The sequence below is a fragment of the Solihabitans fulvus genome (assembly GCF_008386585.1).
GTDB classification, from domain to species: Bacteria; Actinomycetota; Actinomycetes; order Mycobacteriales; family Pseudonocardiaceae; genus Solihabitans; species Solihabitans fulvus.
Window position 1 is genome coordinate 129,477 of the sequence record NZ_VUOB01000076.1, and the last position, 13,638, is coordinate 143,114.

A 13,638-nucleotide genomic window follows, 5' to 3' on the forward strand; every position below is an offset into this window, starting at 1 on the left:
TCACTCGATGGCGATACGCCGGATCGAGCTGGCGCAGGTACGCAAGGTCGCTGGCTACTCCCAGGAGTCGTTGGCCGAAGCAATGCGTGTCGACCGGTCGACCGTGGTTCGCTGGGAAGCCGGAACCAACGACCCCTTGCCGTACCAGCAGCCGAAGCTGGCCCGGTTGCTCGGTCTCGACGCCGCAGCCCTGCGGGGCCTGCTGCATCCGGCCGATCTCCTCGCGGCCACGTCAACGGCCATCCAGCCCTGGTTTACGCCGATCGCGACCGAAGACGACGAACTACAGGCTCTTGAGCTGATGCGCCGCGTTGAGGCCAGCGACGTCGGCTCGGAAACGCTGGAGCGGCTTGAGTCCGTCGTGGACGAACTGGCGGTTGCCTACCCAACGACCTCGCCCGGCGTTCTGCTTGGCCGCATCCGGCGGCACCTCGGATATCTGAACCGGTTGCTCGATGCTCGCAGGACCTTGGCCGAACACCGGCGGTTGCTGATTGTCGGCGGGTGGCTTTCGCTCCTTGGGGCAACTGTGCACATCGACCTGAACCAGGCCAACGCCGCGCGGGCACGACTGAAGAGCGCTTCGAGTCTCGCCGAGCACGCCGGGCACGAAGAAATCCGGGCATGGTGCTACGAAACCGAAGCTTGGCGCGTGCTGACTGACGGCGACTACCTGCGGGCGCTCGAACTGTCGGACGCGGCCAGGGCGCTTGCCCCGGTCGGCAGCTCGGCGGCGATCCAAGCCGCCGCGCAGGCAGGGCGGGCGCATGCCCGGCTTGGTCAACGAGCCGACACCTACGCGGCCGTCAAGGAGGTGCAGCGCCTCGTTTCACCGCTGTCACGGCCAGACCGGCCGGAGCATCACTATCGCTACGACCCAGACAAGTCGATGGCGTATACCGCGACCACCCTGGCGTGGGTCAGTGACCCTGCCGCCGAGGAGTACGCCCGTGAAGTCATCAGACGGCTTTCCCCTGGCGACGACGTGAGCAAGTGGCCGCGCCGGGTGGCATCAGCCAACATCGACCTGTCGCTGGCGCTGTTGGCGGGTAACCACGTGGACGAGGCTGCTTGCCACACCCTGCGGGCCATTGCCTCGGGCCGCGTTGTTCCCTCGAACCAGTGGCGGGCGGCCGAAGTGGTGCAGACCGTGGAAGCCAAGGGATTGCCAGAGGCGGCCGACCTACGCGAAGCGTACGAGGAGATGCGCAAAGCAGGTTTCATGGACAGCGGCCGGCCAGCTGTTGGTGAGTAGGAAATCCGAGGCGGCCGACCCGGCGGGAGACCCTTCTCGGACGACCTCTACGTGCGGCCGAACCCACATCCGCCTGTCCAGCGCGCACCGGTCCACTGTGGTCGATCGCCCTGGTCACGATGTGGGGGCTTGCCCGACAGGTCGACGCTTTGGCACGATCAGGACCCTCACGGTTGGCGTCGACTTTCGTTTTGTCGCATAGGGGTTGTGGTGTCCAGACGGTGGTTGGTGGCTGCGGTGGTCGTGATGCTGGCGGCGATCGTGGGTGTGCTCGCGCTGCGGAATCACACGGGTGTCGCGGGTAGACCTGTTGCCGCAGCCCAGGTGACCAGTCCGTCCTCGGCCGGGTCGGCCGTGTCGTCCACGTCAGCGAACGCCGCGACCAGCACGACAACGACCACCACTGCCCCGTCGACAACAACAACGACGGCCTCGACGGCGGCGCCCGCTGCGGTCACCGATCGCACACCGCTGGCCGGAAAGATCCAGCCGGGAGTGCCCCACAGCGGGGTGGCGACGTTCTACGACTCCAACGGCGGCGGCGCGTGCTCGTATGACCCCGGCCCCGATCCGTTGACCGCCGCGATGAACTGGTCGGACTACGAGGACTCCAAGGCCTGCGGCGCCTATGTTCTGGTCCGGGCGGCAAACGGGGCGAGGCTGACGGTGCGGATCACCAACCTCTGTCCGGCGCCGTGTCGGGTCGGGCAGCTGGACCTGAGCGCGGCGGCGTTCGCCCGGCTGGCCGCGCCCGTCGCTGGCGAGATCCCGATCACGTGGACGCTGGTGAGCCCCGCAGCGCCGAAGAACATCTCCATCCGCTACAAGTCCGGGTCCAGCCAGTACTGGTGCGGCATCCAGGTCATCGACCACCGCAATCCGGTGGCACGACTGGAGGTCTGGTCAGGTGGACAGTGGCAACAGCTGCACCGCACCGACTACAACTACTTCCTCTCCGAGAACGGTTCCGGGTGTGGCGGTGCCATCGCGGTCACCGACATCTACGGCCAGCGTCTGGTCGTGGATCCCTTGCCGGTCAAGGCCGATGTCGTGCAGGGCACCAGCCTCCAGTTCGCCGCGCACTGACCGGGAACCGGCAGAGCCTGCCGAGAGCCGGCGCACGCTGCGGAGGTCGATGAATGTCCCCTCATGAACTATCCTGGCGGTCGCCGTCGCGACCGACGTGCTCGCGCAGCCATCGCTCGGTGGTGTTGATGTGCATGAGGGCGACGGCCTGCGCGAGCGCGGCGTCCCGGCCGACCAGGGCCTGGAAGATCGCCTCGTGTTCGGCCAGCGTGCGGCTCGCCGCCCTGTCGTCGACCAGTCCGCGCCAGACCCTGGCGCGGACTGTGCGACTGGAGATGCCCTCCAGGAGGGTCGTCAGCGTGGCGTTGCCAGTAGCGGCGACGACCGCGCGGTGAAACGCGGCGTCGTGCGTGTTGAGCAGCTCCACGTCGTCCTGCGCCGCGCGCATCGCGTCGAGGTGCTGTTCGACCTCGGCGAGTTCGCTTGCGGAGATGCGGGTGGCGGCGAGCCCCGTCGCGACCGGCTCGAACAGCCTGCGCACCTCGGTGAGCTCGAGCAGGGTGTCGCCGCGCAGCAGCTCCACCGCGGAGGAGATACCACCGAGCAGCACGTCCGGCTCCAGGCTGGTCACGTAGGTGCCGTCACCACGCCGGATCTCCAGCACCCGGGCGACCACCAGCGCCTTGACCGCCTCCCGCATCAGGTTCCGGGACAGGCCAAGGTCGGCCGCCAGCTGCTGCTCGGGCGGGAGTTTGGCGCCCGGCGGCAGCTCCCCCGACCCGATCAGGTCCCTGATGCGACCGATGGCCTTGTCGGTCAGTGACATCGATGGCTCTCCCGGATCGTCGAGTGCACCGCAGCAGGCTAGCAAGACATCCCATCTCTGCGAAAGAGATGGGATGTCCCGCCCATGCGCCAAGAAGGCAACTAGACGCCTGTACCTGCACTTTCCACGGAGTTCTGCGCTCAGTTGCCCTCCACCCATAGACACCGAGTCACCCGTGGCCTATAAATCCATCCCATGTCCGTGATCCGCTGTTGCATCGCGGACACGCCGTTGACACACCACGAGGGGCGGTCGCGATGCCACGGACCCGACACCAGGGCCGTTCGATGCGAGAAGGCACCGGACGATGACCGAGCTGATCAACGCCGTCGAGGCGGTCGACGTGCGGTTCCCCACCTCGCTTGAACTCGACGGCTCCGACGCGATGAATCCCGAGCCCGACTACTCGGCCGCCTACGTGACCATCCGCACGAGCGAGGGCGCGGCGGGCCACGGGCTCGCGTTCACCGTGGGACGCGGCAACGACGTCGAGGTCGCCGCCGTGCGGGCGCTCGCTCCCCTAGTGACCGGCCTGTCCGTGGACGAGGTACTCGGCGACCTCGGCGCCTTCTCCCGCAGGCTGACCGGCGACAGCCAGCTGCGCTGGCTCGGTCCGGAGAAGGGCGCCATCCACATGGCCGCCGCCGCGATCGTCAACGCGATGTGGGACCTTTACGGGCGCAGGCAGAACAAGCCCGTGTGGCAGCTGCTCTCGGAACTGACGCCCGAACAGCTGGTCGACCTCGTCGACTTCCGCTACCTCGAGGACGCCCTCACCCGCGACGAGGCGCTGGACATCCTCCGCCGCGCCGAACCGGGTCGCGCCGAACGCACCGATCACCTGCTGCGCCACGGTTATCCCGCGTACACGACCACCCCCGGCTGGCTCGGCTACGACGACGAGAAACTCGTGCGCCTGTCGGTGCAGGCCGTCGCCGACGGGTTCACCCAGATCAAGCTGAAGGTCGGCGTCGACCCCGCCGACGACCGACGCCGCCTGCGGTTGGCCCGCGAGGCGCTGGGACCCGACATCAGGATCGCCGTCGACGCCAACCAGGCTTGGGGCGTGCGCCAGGCGATCGACTGGATGACCACGCTCGCGCCGTACGACCCGTACTGGATAGAGGAACCCACCTCACCCGACGACATCCTCGGCCACGCCGCCATCCGGCGGGCGCTGTCGCCGATGAAGGTCGCCACCGGCGAACACACCCACAACCAGGTGATGTTCAAGCAGCTGCTCCAGGCGAACGCGATCGACATCCTTCAACTCGACGCCAGCCGCACCGCGGGCGTCACCGAGAACGTCGCGATCCTGTTGCTGGCCGCGAAGTTCGGCGTCCCGGTCTGCCCGCACGCCGGCGGGGTCGGGCTGTGCGAGATGGTCCAGCACCTGGCGATGTTCGACTACGTGGCCGTCAGCGGCACCACCGAGAACCGCGTCATCGAGTACGTCGACCACCTGCACGAGCACTTCACCGACCCGGTGCGGGTCCGCGACGGCCACTACCTCGCGCCGACGGCGCCCGGCATCAGCGCCGAGCTGCACCCGGCCTCCATCGCCGCCCACCGCTTCCCGGACGGGCCCATCTGGAACAGGCAGGCCACCGCATGAACACACCCGAACTGGCCGGACTCACTTCCGTGGTAAGGAGATCCGCCGTGCGGACCAGGTCCCACGTGTACATCTGCCTCGGCGTCGTCGCCGCCCTCACCACAGCGCTCAGCGGCTGTAGCGCCAGCTCGAGCTCCGGGTCGGGCAGCGGCGCGCCGGTGGTTGGCGTCGACTACCCGCGCTCCGACACCGACTTCTGGAACTCCTACATCAAGTACACGCCCGATTTCGCGAAGGAACTCGGCCTCGAACTCAAGACCACGAACTCGCAGAACGACGTCGCGAAGCTCACCGCCAACGCCCAGACGTTCATCAGCCAGGGCGTCAAGGGCGTCGCGATGGCCCCGCAGGACACCGCGGCCATCGCGCCCACCCTTGAGCAGCTGTCGGCGAAGAAGATCCCGGTGGTCACCGTGGACACCCGGCCCGACAGCGGCGACGTCTACATGGTGGTCCGGGCCGACAACCGAGCCTACGGCGAGAAGGCATGCCGGTTCCTCGGTGCCAAGCTCGGGGGCAAGGGCACGGTCGTGATGCTTCAGGGTGATCTCGCCTCGATCAACGGCCGCGACCGCACCGAGGCCTTCAACGACTGCATGAAGTCCAACTACCCGGCCATGACGGTGCTCGGGGAGGCCACGAACTGGGACGGCGCGGTCGCGGCGCAGAAGCTCCAGACCGACCTCACCGCCCACGCGGACATCAAGGGCGTCTACATGCAGTCCAGCTTCGCGCTCGCGGGCACGCTGCAAGTGCTCAAGCAGCGAGACCTGCTGGTCGGTCCGCAGGACCCCAAGCACGTGTTCGTGGTCTCCAACGACGGGATTCCCGAGGAGCTAAGGAACATCGCCGACGGCCACATCGACGCCACCGTCTCCCAACCTGCCGACCTCTACGCCAAGTACGCCCTCCAGTACCTCAAGGCCGCGATCGACGGCAAGACGTTCAACCCCGGCAAGACCGACCACGACAGCACGATCGTCAAGGTCCGCGACGGCATGCTCGAGGACCAGCTCTCCGCTCCCCTGGTCACCGCGGACGGCGGCTCCTTCGACGGCGTTTCCAGCCTGAAGAGCGACGACAAGTCCTTGTGGGGCAACAAACTCCAGTAACCAGAAGGTGACAAGCGAGATGGTTGTAGGCCCGCCCGTCGCCGAGGCGACGGGAGTGACGAAGCGGTTCGGGTCGACGGTGGCCCTGCGGGAGGCCGCCATCAGCATCGGCCAGGGGCAGACCCACGCACTGGTGGGACGCAACGGGGCGGGCAAGTCGACCCTGGTGTCCATCCTCACCGGACTACAGGCGCCGGACGAGGGCGCGGTCAGTTTCGGCGGGGAGCCCGCTCCCCGGCTCGCCGACCGCGACGCGTGGCGGCAGCGGGTGGCGTGCGTCTACCAGAAGTCCACCATCATCCCCGAGCTGACGGTCGCCGAGAACCTTTTCCTCAACCGACACGAGCACGGCCGGAACGGACTGATCAGCTGGCGGACGGTCCGTCGCAAGGCACGGGAACTGCTCGACACCTGGTCGGTCGACGTGGACGTGCGCGTCCCCGCTGGCGAGCTCGACGTCGAACAGCGGCAGTTCGTGGAGATCGCCAGGGCCCTCTCGTTCGGGGCGCGCTTCATCATCCTGGACGAGCCGACCGCCCAGCTGGACGGGGCCGCCATCAGCCGGCTGTTCACCAGGATCAAGGATCTCCAGCAGCAGGGCGTCACCCTGCTGTTCATCAGCCACCACCTCCAGGAGATCTACGAGATCTGCGACACCGTCACGGTGTTCCGCGACGCCCGGCACATCCTGACCTCACCGGTCGGCGAGCTGCCGAGGGCGGAACTGGTGGCGGCCATGACCGGCGAGGCGGCGGCGGAGGCCGGTGGCGCGCGTCGCGGCCCGCCCGCGGAGGCCGCGAACGTGCTCGAGCTGACCGGCGCGTCCCTGCGCGGCGCGTACGACGACGTGTCGTTCCGGGTCCGCGCGGGTGAGATCGTCGGCCTCGCGGGCGCGGCGAGCAGCGGCCGCATCGAGATAGCGGAGACCGTCGTGGGCCTGCGCGCCGCCACCGACGGCACGGTCGAGGTCGCGGGCCCCCAGCTTCGGCCGGGCAGCGTGCCCGCCGCGTTGAAGGCTGGTGTCGGCTTCGTCCCGCAGGACCGACACCAGCAGGGCTACGTGGCGCAGATGTCCATCGCGGACAACGGCACCCTGACCATTCCGGACCAGCTCGGCCGCGCCGGTTTCATCGACGGCCGCCGTCGCGACGAGTTCGCCCGGTCCATGATCGGGAAGCTCGCGATCAAGACGCCTGGACCGGAACTGCCGGTGTCCGGTCTCTCCGGCGGCAACCAGCAGAAGGTCGTCATGGCCCGCGCGCTGGCGAACGACCCGAAGGTGCTGGTGCTGATCAACCCGACCGCAGGCATCGACGTGCGGTCCAAGGAGTTTCTCCTCGGCAAGGTCGAGGAGATCGCCGAGTCCGGCGCTGGGGTGCTCATCGCCTCCGACGAACTCGACGACCTACGCCTGTGCGACCGGGTCCTGGTGGTGTTCCAGGGCCGTGTGGTCGCCGAGATCCCCCGAGGCTGGCACGACCACCAGCTCGTGGCCAGCATGGAAGGAGTCGACCTCGATGGCTGAGTCCAGGACCGCGACCGAGGTCACCGCGAACGATCCGGCCGGCGGCGGCGCTGTCCGCCGCGCCGGGAGTGGCAGGCGGATCGCCTACGCCCGGCTGCGCGATCTGGCGCTCATTCCCGCGATCATCGTGATCGCGATCGTCGGTCAGCTGGTCAGCCCGGTCTTCCTGCGCGGCGACAACCTGATCAACGTGTTGCAGACCATGTCGGAGATCGCGATCCTGGTCCTCGCGCAGACCCTCGTGCTGATCGTCAAGAAGATGGACCTGTCCCTGGAGTCCACCGTTGGACTCGCACCCGGGGTCGCCGCCTGGCTCACGGTGCCCGTCGGCACGGGCCACGGACTCGGCCTGCTGCCGGGAGGCTGGTCGGTACCGATCGCGCTGGCGGTCGGTGTGCTCGTCGGCGTCGTCAACGCGTTGTTCATCATCCGGTTCGGGCTCAACGGTTTCATCGTGACGCTCGGCATGCTGATCGTGCTCCGCGGCATCCTGACCGGCATCTCGGGCGGCCAGACGTTCTTCCGGCTGCCGGCGTCGATGCTCTACCTCGGCACCGAGCAGTGGCTTGGCATGCCGGCGTCGGTCTGGCTGTGTCTGCTGCTGTTCGCCGTCGGCATCGTGGTGCTTGGCTTCACCAGTTTCGGCCGGTCTCTCTACGCGATCGGCGGCAACGTCGACGCGGCGAAGGCCGCGGGCATCCGCACCGACCGGGTGCTCTGGATCGTCATCGTGACGGCGAGCGTGCTCGCGGCGCTGAGCGGCCTGCTGCTGTCCGGGCGGCTGGCCTCGGTCGCCTCCGCCCAGGGCAACGGCTACATCTTCACCGTGTTCGCCGCCGCCGTCATCGGCGGCATCAGCCTCAACGGCGGCAAGGGCACGATGTTCGGCGCGTTCACCGGCATCCTGCTGCTGTTCATGATCCAGAATGTGCTGACCCTGGCAGGCGTCCCCGCTCAGTGGATCGGCGCGCTCAACGGCGCGATCATCCTCATCGCGCTGGCCCTGTCCAGGGTCACCGGAGGCAAAGTCCAGGATTAGCCCCACGACCCGCACGAGGCGAGGAGCGCGCGACAAACGACCCGCTCGACGATGGCGACCGCTGTCCCCGAATTCGTTGTCACTACGAGATTTCTGCCTGTCGATGCCCCGTCCGGCCCAGCCGAGTAACGGCACTGCCGCCGACAGCGACGGTCAGTCAAGCGAGACGACGGGTAGTTCCGGGGAGGGCACGCGACAGCAGGGGCCATCGACACGCCCGAGAAGTTCGCCGAGGAACTCGACGTCCTGCGCCGAGGGTGCCGCAAGTCCTACCGCAGGCTCGCAGTGGAGGCCGGACTCGGCTTCACCACCATCGCGGGCTACTGCACCGGCCGGCACCTCCCCCAGTTGTCCGTCGGCGGCGAGTTCTCCCGGTTGCTCACCGCGATGGGCGTCCCGGCGGGCGAGGCGCACGAGGCGTGGTTCGCCAGACTGGCCACCCTGCGAAGCCGGGTCACCCGGCCCGCCGCCGCGAACCGCAATCCCTATCTCGGGCTTCGCGCGTTCGAGCCGTCCGACGCCGACGTGTACTTCGGCAGGGCCGACCTCGCGGCCAGGCTCGTCGACGAGGTGAACCGGCGCGGCGGAGGCGGCGCCCCGCTGATCGTGGTCGGGGCGTCAGGGTCGGGCAAGTCGTCGCTGTTGCGCGCCGGCCTGATCCCCGCTGTCGGTTCGTCGGTCCTGTTCACACCGGGCACGAAGCCGATGCTGGAGTGGACCAAGCACACCGCTGAGGCGGACGACGAGGCCGTGGTCGTGATCGACCAGTTCGAGGAACTGTTCACCCTGTGCTCGGACGACGCGGCCCGTAGCGCGTTCGTCGACGCGATGCTCGGTTGGCCGGGAGCCGTCGTGCTCGGCCTTCGCGCCAACCTCTACGACCGCGCCCTGGAACACCCGAAGCTCGCGGTCCTGTTGCAGAGCAACCAGATCGTCGTGGAGCCGATGGACGAACGCCAGTTGCGCGAGGTGATCGTCGAACCCGCGACGGCGGCCGGACTCGAGTTGCAGGACGGGCTGGTGGATCTGGTGCTGCGCGACACCGCGCGGGAACCCGGTGTGCTGCCACTGCTGTCGCACACCCTGCGCACGGTGGTCGAGCTGTCCCGGCAGCAGGTTTCGGACCGCGCCTCGATCCGGATCGAGCACTACCGCGCCGCCGGTGGCGTGCACGGCGCGGTCGCGCGCACTGCGGACGACGCGTATCGGGCGCTGTCCGCCGAGCGGCGGACCGTGGCAAGGAACCTGTTCCTGCGGTTGGTGCAGACCGACAAGAACGTCGCGGACACTCGCCGCAGGGTCACCTTCGACGAGCTGTTCGGCGGACGCTCGTCCACCGAGTCCGACGTCATCGCCGAGGTCCTCGACCTGTTCGTCGGACGAAGGCTGCTCACCACAGGCGCGGAGACCGTCGAAATCAGTCACGAGTGCCTGCTGTCGGCCTGGCCGCTGCTACAGCGCTGGCTGGCCGAGGACAGGATCGGCCAGCACGTGCACGGCAGACTCACTGCGGCCGCGCGTTCGTGGCACGAGGACGGCCGGCCGCAGGAGGGCCTCTACCGAGGCGGGCTGTTGGAGACCGCGTTGGACTGGGCGGCCGAACCAGGCCCGCGTGACGCCATCAATCCACTGGAGCGGGACTTTCTCGACGCGTCCGTCGCCGACCGGTCCGCGCGAGTGGCGGCCGAACGGCGGGAAGTCCGTCGCCGCTACCAGTCGGCGAGCGCCGTGCTCGTCCTCCTGCTCGTCGCGGCCGGCGCAGGACTGTACGCCCACCAGGTCTCCAGCAACGCCGATCACGAGGCCGAGGTCGCGCTGTCGCGGCAGATCACCGGCAAGGCGATTCGCTTACGGGAGAAGGATCCCGCGCTCGCGGCGCAGCTCGCGCTCACCGCGTACCAGGTCGCGCCGACGCAGGAGGCGCGCGGCGCGCTGCTTGACACCTCGGCACGCCCGATGCCGCGACGGCTGCGCGCCGACGCGACCACGTCGAGCGCGGCGGATTCGCTCCTGGCGATCGGCACCGCCGCCGGGACGGTGCAGTTGTACCAGACCGGGTCCGACGGCGCCGCGACCCGCCTCGGCCCCGAACTACGGCTCGCCGGGCCCGTCGACGTGGTGTCGCTCAGCGCCGACGCGACCATGCTCGCCGCCGGCACTCGCAGCGGCGCCGTCGCCGCCTGGCGGCTCGCGGACCCCGCGCAGCCCAAGGCGCTCCCCGTCCCCGCCGCCGGATCCGCGAGGATCTTCGGACTCGCGTTCAGCCAGGACGACTCGCTCCTGGCCGCAGGCGAGGGCGACGCGACGACCCGGATCTGGGACCTGACCGGCAGCGCGCCGCCGACGAGCCTGACCGGCCCCGACCAGGCGGTGAAGAGCGTCGCGTTCGTCCCGCACGGCCGAATCGTCGCCGCCGGCAGCGACGACGGCACCGTGCACCTGTGGGACGCCGCCGTCCCGAACCGCCCGACCGCCCTGCCGACGCTGACCGGTCCGACCAGCAGGATCTTCACGGTCGCGGTCTCCCCCGACGGGCAGACCCTCGCGGCGGGCACAGCGGCCGAACACAGCGTCTACACGTGGCACATCGCGGACCCGACGCGCCCGACGAGTTCCGGTCCCCCGCTGACCGGACCGGCCAGCTGGATCAACACGCTCGCCTTCAGCCCGGATGGCGGCACGCTCGCCGCGGGCAGCTCCGACACGAAGCTGTGGCAGTGGGACCTGCACGGCAGAGGCGTCCTCACCGTGCTTCCCCATCCTGCCCCGGTGACCAGTGCGGTGTACCGGGACGCACACACCCTGATCACCACGGCGGGCGACAACGTCACCCGCACCTGGCCGCTGCCGGGCCCCCTGCTCACCGGCAGCACCAACCAGATCTTCTCCACCGCCTACGACGCGGCCGGGGACCGGCTGCTCGTCGGCGCGGGAGACCACAACCTCCGGCTCTGGGACCTCACCGACCCCGCGCACCCGGCGGGCGGCTACCCCGCGCTGAGTGCTCCCGCGGGGTTCGGCCAGTTGGTCGGCGCCTCCGTGCTCTCTCCCGACGGCCGCACCGCGATCGGTGGAGCCGGGGACGGCACGATCGACCTGTGGAGTCTCGCGGATCCCGCGAATCCCGTACGGCTCGGCGCACCGGTGCAGGTCGGGAAGTCCACGATCCAGGCGATCACCTTCGACCCCGCCGGCAGGATGCTGGCCGTGTCCAGCGACGACGGCACCGTCCACCTGCTCGACGTCACCGACCCGGCTCGACCGGTCATCGTCTCGACGCTGTCGGTCGGCGTGACCGCCTACGGTGTGCGGTTCAGCCCGGACGGACGCCTGCTGGCCGCCGCGAGCGGCGATGGTGCCGGCCTGCTGTGGAATGTGGCCGACAGGGCGCATCCACGGCTGCTGCACACCGTCACCGGATTCACCGGGCCGGCGTACGCGGTCGCGTTCAGTCCTGATGGCAGGGTGCTCGCGTTCGGTGGCGCGGACTACACGGCCCGGCTCGTCGACCTGAGCAGGCCGGACGCGCCTCGACAGCTGGAACCGCGGCTCATCGGCCCGGTCGGCGAGATCTACGACCTGGCATTCGATCCCGCCGGCAGCGTCCTCGCCATCGCCAGCATCGACCGCACGATCTGGCTGTGGGATCTGCGCGTTCCGGCCCGACCCGCGCTGTTGGCGACCCTGAGCGCAGCCGATGACGGCCTGTTCACCGTCGCCTTCAGTCCCGCGGGCCACATTCTCGTCGCCGGGGGACGCGACACGGCCGTACGACTCTGGAACACCACGCCAGATCTGGTCGCCAGATCGATCTGCGCTACTGCGGGCGATCCGATCACGCGTTCGGAGTGGGACCAGTTCATCCCCGGCAAGCCGTATACCCCACCGTGTTGACCCGTGGGCGTACGAGTCTGTACGAGAACGTGCGCGGCAGTACGGACCACGCTCTCGCCCTGTCTGCCATCGCCTGACCTCGCTAAACAGGTCGTGGAACAGCCCACAGGGCAGGTACGCCAACTGCCCGCGACCAGTCAGGGAGAACGGCAATGTCCAGACAGACCTGCATGACGATCAGAGACCGAGGCAACTGGCGGCGCCGCGCCGCCGCTGTCGCCGTCGGCGCGATCGGCCTGGCCGGTGGCGCGGTCGCCATGGCGACCCCCGCGTCGGCCGCGACGATCATCGGTGGAATCGACGTCGGGCAGCAGTGCAGCGTCCAGACGTGGCGGCCGCTGGAGGCGCGACTGCTCGACCCGAACAACGCCTATTCCTGGCGCTGCTACTCGAAGTGGACCCAGAACTACTACGGCGTCGACATGGACGGCGCCTGCCGAAACCAGTACGGCGCCGGCGCGTTCTCGGTCGTGCTCGACCCGAACAACGCCTACTCCTGGCGCTGCGCCCGCTGACACCGGACGGCCGGAACGCGACGAAGAAAGGGCCGGTGACCGCGCGAAGACGCGGCCACCGGCCCCTTCCTGGTGACCCGGTCGCGAGGGGTTTGGCGTCCGCTCATTTCGTCCGGGTGAAGCGACCCCGAACCGCGTGCGCACCGTCGGCGGCCGTGGCCCGCACGTCATAGCTGTCGGCGTCGGCGTCGCGCTGCCCGGTGGCGTGGTTGTACTGGGCGGCGAACAACTGCTGTCCGGCCGGCACCGTGCGGCCCGGCTTGAGGTCCCAGCGGTAGACCAGTGCGCCACCGACCTCCTGCACGGTGATGGTGTAGTCGTCGCTCGGCCCGGTCTGCCACTGGCCGGTGCTCTGCACCCCGCCGGTCTGCGTGCTGCGCACCTCCACGGTGAGCGCGGTCAGCGGCACGGCTGTGTCGAGAGTGAGCGTGCTCTGTGCCCAGTAGACGGTGCTGTGTGGATCGATGGCGCCCTGCGCGGACAGCGGACCGTCCGAGACCCGGCTGCCGGCCGGAGAAACCGAGTTCGGTGCGCCCGTCGTCGGCCGGCCGACGGTCGTCCGGTCCGGCTGACCGGATGCGGGCGGCGCGGCCGAGCCGACGGTGGCGCGAGAGGAGGCCGGGGAGCTGGATGTCGTGGTCGGGCTCGGGACGACGAGAGTGGTCTCGCCGTTCGGGCGCGCCGGCGTGGTCGGGATGACTCCGGCGACGGCGAGGCCAGCGATGGCCAGGACTCGGGCCGCGACGCGGCCGACGGGCGACACCTTGGGCCACGTCCGGAGCCTACGGCGGACGGTGGTGCCGGCCATGCCGCGGGGCACGCGTGCCAGCA

Annotated in this window: 11 protein-coding genes; 8 read left to right on the forward strand and 3 right to left on the reverse strand. The window is 69.4% G+C overall.

Going from position 1 to position 13,638, the window contains the following annotated elements; all coding sequences use genetic code 11:
• Positions 1-7 precede the first annotated feature (7 nt).
• Positions 8-1,255, forward strand: coding sequence for a helix-turn-helix transcriptional regulator (locus F0L68_RS36630; protein WP_149854490.1), 1,248 nt, complete (start codon positions 8-10; stop codon positions 1,253-1,255).
• Positions 1,256-1,539: 284 nt separating this feature from the next.
• Here F0L68_RS36630 and F0L68_RS43920 read toward each other — a convergent pair whose 3' ends face one another.
• Positions 1,540-1,713, reverse strand: coding sequence for a hypothetical protein (locus F0L68_RS43920; protein WP_223199460.1), 174 nt, complete (start codon positions 1,711-1,713; stop codon positions 1,540-1,542).
• 37 nt (positions 1,714-1,750) lie between these two features.
• Between F0L68_RS43920 and F0L68_RS36635 the strand changes: the two genes are divergently transcribed.
• Complete coding sequence (locus tag F0L68_RS36635) at positions 1,751-2,341, forward strand: expansin EXLX1 family cellulose-binding protein (RefSeq protein WP_223199461.1); 591 nt, start codon at positions 1,751-1,753, stop codon at positions 2,339-2,341.
• A gap of 61 nt (positions 2,342-2,402) precedes the next feature.
• Here F0L68_RS36635 and F0L68_RS36640 read toward each other — a convergent pair whose 3' ends face one another.
• Positions 2,403-3,107, reverse strand: coding sequence for a FadR/GntR family transcriptional regulator (locus tag F0L68_RS36640; RefSeq protein WP_149854491.1), 705 nt, complete (start codon positions 3,105-3,107; stop codon positions 2,403-2,405).
• A gap of 307 nt (positions 3,108-3,414) precedes the next feature.
• On the opposite strand from F0L68_RS36640, the gene F0L68_RS36645 reads away from it, so the two are divergent.
• From F0L68_RS36645 to F0L68_RS36670, 6 genes are all read left to right on the forward strand, one after another.
• Entirely contained in the window at positions 3,415-4,722 is a 1,308-nt protein-coding gene (locus F0L68_RS36645) for an enolase C-terminal domain-like protein (RefSeq protein ID WP_149854492.1), read from the forward strand.
• Positions 4,723-4,769: 47 nt separating this feature from the next.
• Entirely contained in the window at positions 4,770-5,834 is a 1,065-nt protein-coding gene (locus F0L68_RS36650; RefSeq protein WP_223199462.1) for a sugar ABC transporter substrate-binding protein, read from the forward strand.
• Between the two features lie 19 nt (positions 5,835-5,853).
• Positions 5,854-7,359, forward strand: a complete 1,506-nt coding sequence (locus F0L68_RS36655; protein WP_149854494.1) for a sugar ABC transporter ATP-binding protein — start codon at positions 5,854-5,856, stop codon at positions 7,357-7,359.
• Entirely contained in the window at positions 7,352-8,398 is a 1,047-nt protein-coding gene (locus F0L68_RS36660) for an ABC transporter permease (protein WP_149854495.1), read from the forward strand. The genes F0L68_RS36655 and F0L68_RS36660 overlap by 8 nt, the downstream gene beginning before the upstream one ends.
• Before the next feature lie 285 nt (positions 8,399-8,683).
• Complete coding sequence (locus tag F0L68_RS36665) at positions 8,684-12,292, forward strand: WD40 repeat domain-containing protein (protein ID WP_223199463.1); 3,609 nt, start codon at positions 8,684-8,686, stop codon at positions 12,290-12,292.
• Between the two features lie 170 nt (positions 12,293-12,462).
• The gene (locus F0L68_RS36670; protein ID WP_149854497.1) at positions 12,463-12,807 is read left to right on the forward strand and encodes a hypothetical protein; all 345 of its coding nucleotides are present in this window, start codon (positions 12,463-12,465) and stop codon (positions 12,805-12,807) included.
• 103 nt (positions 12,808-12,910) lie between these two features.
• On the opposite strand, the gene F0L68_RS36675 is transcribed toward F0L68_RS36670, so the two are convergent.
• Positions 12,911-13,638, reverse strand: a 728-nt coding sequence (locus F0L68_RS36675; RefSeq protein ID WP_149854498.1) for a hypothetical protein, incomplete at its 5' end; no start/stop codon positions are given.